At 68.6% G+C, this 5,784-nt stretch carries 7 protein-coding genes; 6 read left to right on the forward strand and 1 reads right to left on the reverse strand.

The features are described 5' to 3' along the window. The 6 genes from ELR45_RS37275 to ELR45_RS08650 all read left to right on the forward strand — a co-directional run. A partial coding sequence (locus ELR45_RS37275) for a TIGR03089 family protein (protein ID WP_205856260.1) occupies window positions 1-367 on the forward strand: 367 nt, incomplete at its 5' end. 106 nt (window positions 368-473) lie between these two features. Beyond that, window positions 474-2,744 (forward strand): glycosyltransferase, encoded by a 2,271-nt coding sequence (locus ELR45_RS37280; protein ID WP_205856261.1) that lies wholly within the window; start codon window positions 474-476, stop codon window positions 2,742-2,744. Window positions 2,745-2,767: 23 nt separating this feature from the next. Further along, a complete protein-coding gene (locus ELR45_RS08640; RefSeq protein WP_129665190.1) occupies window positions 2,768-3,319 on the forward strand; it encodes a hypothetical protein in 552 nt (183 codons plus the stop codon). 184 nt (window positions 3,320-3,503) lie between these two features. Continuing rightward, the gene (locus tag ELR45_RS08645; protein ID WP_129665192.1) at window positions 3,504-4,148 is read left to right on the forward strand and encodes a TetR/AcrR family transcriptional regulator; all 645 of its coding nucleotides are present in this window, start codon (window positions 3,504-3,506) and stop codon (window positions 4,146-4,148) included. Window positions 4,149-4,152: 4 nt separating this feature from the next. Continuing rightward, window positions 4,153-4,305 carry a hypothetical protein gene (locus ELR45_RS34825; RefSeq protein ID WP_165367609.1) on the forward strand — a complete coding sequence of 51 codons (153 nt, stop codon included), beginning with the start codon at window positions 4,153-4,155 and terminating at the stop codon, window positions 4,303-4,305. Then, entirely contained in the window at window positions 4,293-5,021 is a 729-nt protein-coding gene (locus ELR45_RS08650; protein ID WP_129665194.1) for a DJ-1/PfpI family protein, read from the forward strand. The genes ELR45_RS34825 and ELR45_RS08650 overlap by 13 nt, the downstream gene beginning before the upstream one ends. A 25-nt stretch (window positions 5,022-5,046) precedes the next feature. On the opposite strand, the gene ELR45_RS08655 is transcribed toward ELR45_RS08650, so the two are convergent. Next, window positions 5,047-5,784: acylphosphatase (locus tag ELR45_RS08655; protein WP_205856262.1), on the reverse strand; the 738-nt coding region annotated here is incomplete at its 5' end.

Raw genomic sequence — 5,784 nt, forward strand, 5'->3', positions numbered from 1 at the left:
CCGGTTCGCCGATCCACTGCCGATCGGGGTGCTCGATTACGCCGTCGAAGTGCCGGGCCACCCCGACGACCTGGTGCCCTACACACCGCCGGACGCCGCCGAGCCGGCGCTGCAGTACCACGGTGCCAGTCATACACTCGGCGGCCTGGTGGAACAGGCGCACGACCGGGCACGCCAGCTCGGCGCCGGCCCCGGCACCCGGCTGCTGGTCAGCACTCAGGACCTGCGCTCGGCGCTGCTCGATGCCCTCCTCGTACCCCTTGTCGTCGGCGGGTCCTCGGTGCTGGTCCGCCATGAGGATGCGGCCGGCCGAGACACCCGAGTCGCCTCCGAACGAGTCACGGTCGTACCGCCGGCCGCGCCGTAGGGTGGCAATGCCGGGTCCGCCTGACCCGGCATTGCCGCGCGGCCCGGCTCTTCCGACGCGGTCCGGGTGCGGGCGTAAGGCCCGGAGCATGGCATTATCGTCTCCCGTGTCTGGAACCGATGCCCACTTCGTGGATGTGCTCGACGTGTCCGACCTGCGTTTCGCGGGTGGGACGGCGCACAGCATCGCCGAGGAGGTCAGAGCCCAGCACGCCGCCGGTTTCAGCACCGCTCTGATTCACCTGAACGGACCGCTTGTGGCCAAGGTCTCACCGGTCAACGCGCAGATCAGGCAGGAGGTCCAGCAGGGTCACGCGGAGCTGCTGGTGCGCGGGGAACGGGTTCGCGCACGCGCAGCCGTGGTCCGGCATCCCGCCGTCCTGGAGTACGCGGCCGACCAGTTGCCACCGATCGAGACGGACCACGTCGTCATCGTCGCGAACGCCGCACCGCACGACATCGACGGGCACGAGCACTACCGCCCGGAACAGGTTCACCAGATCGCTCGGCAACGCTTCGGTCGAGAACCGCTGTGGGCGCCGATCGGCCCCCAGGTCCGCCAGTCGATCGCGGGTCGCGTGCCGCCCGCGTCACTGCTCGAGTCCGACTGGGTGAACATCATCGATGTTGAGGCGTGGGAGGTCGAGCGGACCGGCCCGCGCGGGCATCGGCCCGTCGTCGGACGGCACAGCCGGGCCTCGGCTCAGAAATGGCCGCGCGACGTCGAGACGCTGCAGGCGGTCTATCCCGTCGACGGCTCGTGGACGGTGCGCGTCCTCGGCGGGGCTGAGCCCGCCGAAGCACTGCTCGGGAAACTTCCGGACTCGTGGGAGGTGTACGAGTTCGGGGCGATGTCGCCCAAGGAGTTCTTGGCCGGGCTGGACTTCTTCGTCTACTACCATGATCCGCGCTGGGTCGAGGCATTCGGTCGAACCGTCCTCGAAGCTCTGGCCAGCGGTGTTCCGGCGATCCTGCCGCCGGCCTTCGAGCCGTTGTTCGGTGCCGCCGCGATCTACGCCGAGCCCCCGGCCGTGCGGCGCATCGTCGACCGTCTCTACGCGGACCGGAGGGCGTATGAGGACCAGGTGGCACGCGCCGCCGACGTCGCGCGGAGCCGGTTCGGCCATCAGGCGCACATCGCACGCCTGGCGGAACTGATCGGCACCGCGTCCGACGGGCCGGATGCTCCCGGCACGGCCGTCACCGACGAGCACGCGGCACTCACCCGTCCAGTGGAGCCACCTCGGCTCCCGGAGGTCGCACTGACTGTGCCGGCCGCGGCAGAGGATGCGGGCGGCCCTCGCGCAGCGGAGGTCGAGCGGATACCGGTGCTGTTCATCTCCAGCAACGGCTCCGGCATGGGACACCTGACCCGGCTGCTCGCCTACGCCGTCCGCGCGGAGGCCGGCTCGCGGGTGGAACCGCACTTCCTCTCCTTGTCACAGGCCGCACCTGTCGTCAGCAACTTCGGCTACACGTACGAGTACCTGCCATCGATGACCGCGACCGGCCTGGCGCCCGGCCGGTGGCACGCCTACTTCGCGGAGTCGGTGGCGCAGGTGATGGACCGGATCCGCCCGGCCGTCGTCGTCTTCGACGGAACGTGGCCGTACGAGGGCATCCCGGCGGTCCGCGAGACCTTCCCCGACGCGCGATGGCTGTGGTCCCGGCGTGGCATGTGGAAGCCCGGACAGGGCACTGACCGGCTGCACAAGGCGGACTGGTTCGACCTGGTGCTCGAGCCGGGAGACCTTGCCTCCCCGGCGGACCGCGGCGTGACCGGCAAGACGGCCGCGGCCCGCGTCGGCCCGGTCACCCTGCTCGACACCGCGGATCTGGACGAACGCGCCGAGGCACGGGCGGCGCTCGGCGTCGATCCAGACGTCCAGCTCGCCCTGGTCTCACTCGGCGCCGGGAACATCAACGACACCAGCGGCGACGTCGGCGCGTCCATCGCCGCGCTCCGCGACCTGGGGGTCGAGGTCTGCGTCACCAAGCCAGAGATCGCCGCGGACGGCGGCGAGCACACCGACGTGCATGTCGTGCGCACCTACCCGCTGTCGCGCTACTATCGCGCGTTCGACGTCGCGGTCAGCGCAGCCGGGTACAACTCGTTCCACGAGCTCCTGCGGTTCGGCGTGCCGACCCTGTTCGTCCCGAACCGCCAGACCGCGCTGGACGATCAGGAGGCGCGTGCCAGGTTCGCCGCGGAAAGCGGCCTGGCCCACCAGCTCCCGTCGGTCACCGTCCAGACGGCAGAGCCGATGCTGGCGGATCTGCTCGCCCACGGACCCGAGATGATCGAACGCGTGAAAGAGATCGACCCGGGCAACGGCGCAGCCGAAGCCGCCACGTACATCGCCAATCTGATCCGCTGACCATCGACACTAAGGTGGTGCCCGTGGCGAGCAACCCGAGAGTGCGCAAGGCCGGCCGATACGTCCGACGTCTGCCGGGGTACCGCTACGCCCGCCGGGCGTTGCTGCCCCGGATCCGGCAGAGCAACAGCGCACGGTCTCTGGTCAAACGCGTCTTCGACGTCGACGCCGCGCAGTCCGCCCCACTCGACGTCGCGCCGGGAAACGTCCTCGGCGGCGTCGGCACGGAACGGCTACCCGTCGTCGTCGTCCTGATGCTCGACGTCCCAGCGGAGCGCATCGAGCCGATCGTCGACGAAATCGCCCGGTTGCAGTTGCTGACCGCGGGGTTCCGTCCGGTGATCGTGATGGACGTTCCGCAGCTCGGCGCCCCGCGTCGCTACGCCTACCCCACCGAGCTGCTCATCTCACGCGTGACATGGGCCGATGAGTACCAGGAATGGGACGAGTACGCCCGGCAGCGGCTGGGGCGCATCATCACCACCTACCGCAGCGCGGCCACCGTCGTCGTCGGCCCGGATGGGCTCGACGACACGAACCGGCTCATCCTCACCAGCTGCGCCCCAGCCGGCTGAGCTCTTCTGCCACAACGTCGCGGATGTAAGCCGCCGATTCTAGTGCCCCGTAAAGCCGGTCTCTTGGTCGCAAAATCATGACCGGGACTACCCCGGCGAACAGGCGTCCTGGGTTATCCGACGCGTTGTCCAGGGGGAAGAATATTTACGACCGTTCGGTCTTATTGTGTTATGGTCATTCGTCATGGATGTGAAAGAGCGCGTGGATGGGCGGCTGGTCCGCGGTCAGCGCACCCGGGAGGCAGTGCTCGACGCGGCCGTGTCGCTGGCATCCGTGCACGGTCTGGACGGGTTGTCGCTGGGCAGGCTCGCCGACCACCTGGATGTCAGCAAGTCCGGCCTGTTCGCGCATTGGCGTACCAAGGAGCAGCTCCAGCTGGACACGATCGAGCAGGCACGCAGGCAGTGGACGGATCGCGTCATTGCACCCGCGCTGACTGCCCCGCATGGGCTGCGACGGCTCTTCGCTGTCCACGAGTCCCGGTTGGCGTTCTATGCCGACGGCGTCCTGCCCGGCGGCTGTTTCTTCCTTGCCGCTCAGACCGAGTACGACGACCGGGACGGCGCGGTGCGAGAAAGGGTCGGCGCTGCCGTCAACGAGTGGCTCACGTTCATCCGGTCGCTGGTAGACGACGCCATCGCCCGCGGTGAGCTGGCCGCCGATGTCGACGCTGGACAGCTGACGTTTGAGATCGATGCCCTGGGCGAGATGACCGTTATCCATGCCCGGCTCGCCGATCACGCCGGCACCTACCGCTATGCCCGCCGGGCCGTGCTCGACAGGCTTCGCCACCTTGCGGCCGACCCCACCATCCTTCCGGCGGAATAACCCCATGGACTCTGGGCACGCCCGACCCATCGATATCTACGTGACCGACCTCGACGCCGCTGGGACGGTGAACAGATCACGGTGCGCGGTACTCCTGGAGCGGGCGCTGACCGCGCACCCTTCGGCAGCCAAGGACCTGCGGACATGGCGCACATGACCCAGATCGCCATATTGATCTATCCGGGCTTCACCGCCCTGGACGCGGTCGGCCCTTACGAAGTCCTGTCCCGGTTACCCAACGCCCGGGTGACGTTCGTGGCTCGCCAGCCCGGCCTGGTGCATTCGGACACCGGCGCTCTGGTCATGCGCGCCGAAGCAGCCATCGACGAGCTGCCGTCCCCGGACGTGCTGGTCATCCCCGGCGGACTACTCGGCTCGTTCGCGGTAGCGAAAGACCAGAAACTGGTGGACTGGGTACGCACGGCACACCAGACGGCTCAGTGGACCACCTCGGTCTGCACCGGAGCGCTGCTGCTCGGCGCAGCCGGACTGCTCGACGGACATTCGGCTACCACCCACTGGGCGGCTCGTGATCGGATGGCCCGCTACGAGGCGACCTACGTTCCGGAGCGGCTGGTCCGCCATGGCACAGTAATGACGGCGGCTGGAGTGTCCGCCGGCATTGACATGGCCCTCGTACTGGCCGCCGAGCTTCGAGGTGCACCAGTGGCGAAGGCCATCCAGCTGCTCATCGAATACGCCCCGCAGCCGCCGTTCACATCCGGCTCATTGGCGACATCACAACCTGAGACGGTCACTCTCGCGACCGGTCTGCTGCGCAAGGCGGCGATCCGCGACGCCAGTCGACGGGCCTGGAAAACGGTGAGAACCGCTCTGTCCCGCCCTCAGCCCCTGCCGACCGAGCCTCAATGATCCGGGTCTCCATACAGCTGTCCGGTCAGCCAAGGACGGCGAAGTCAACCGGCTGCGTCCGCTCGACCGCGCGAGCTTCGATGGCGCGGGTTTCGACGAACTCCGGCTGTGACTCTCGCGGGCCGAATATCGCCTGAGTCGACACCGCGGATACCAGATCCAGCGGTCCGGTGACCTCTGCCTCGACCAGGTCGTCCCGGTCGCAGTTGCGTATCCACCCGGTCAGCTCGAGCCGCTGAGCCAGGCGGGCCAGCCAATGCCGGTACCCGACACCTTGGACCGTCCCGGTGACGCGGATCTCGACCGAGATCGTCGGCGGCTGCTTTGCGGTACGCAGCCCGCGCTGCCGGGCGTAATACTCGACCATCTCGGCGGATACATTGCGGGCGGTACCGAACACCGGGTAGTGATGCGACGTCGACCCGGGGAGTGAGTTGAGCTCACAGACCGCGCCCTCCTGCCGGTCCAGTGGACGCCGGTGGTCCTCGAGGAGGAAGTCGACGCCCGCGTGGTCCAGCCCGGGAACCGCACGCACCGCCCGCACGGCCGTGTCCAGCAGCCACGGATGCGTCTCGTCGAGCACCTCGGCGCTGTCGCCTCCCCGGGTCAGATTGGCCGCCGTGGTCAGCATGATCGGCTCTCCCGCTCCGGGAACCGAGTCAGGCGTCATATCTCGTTGCCGGAGGAGTCGCAACGCATGCGGGTCCAGGCGGATCAGCCGCGTCCGCAGGTGGGGATTGCGCTGGCGGAACAGGTTCTTGGC

Origin of the sequence: Phytoactinopolyspora endophytica (assembly GCF_004138495.1) — a bacterium.
GTDB lineage: Bacteria > Actinomycetota > Actinomycetes > Jiangellales > Jiangellaceae > Phytoactinopolyspora > Phytoactinopolyspora endophytica.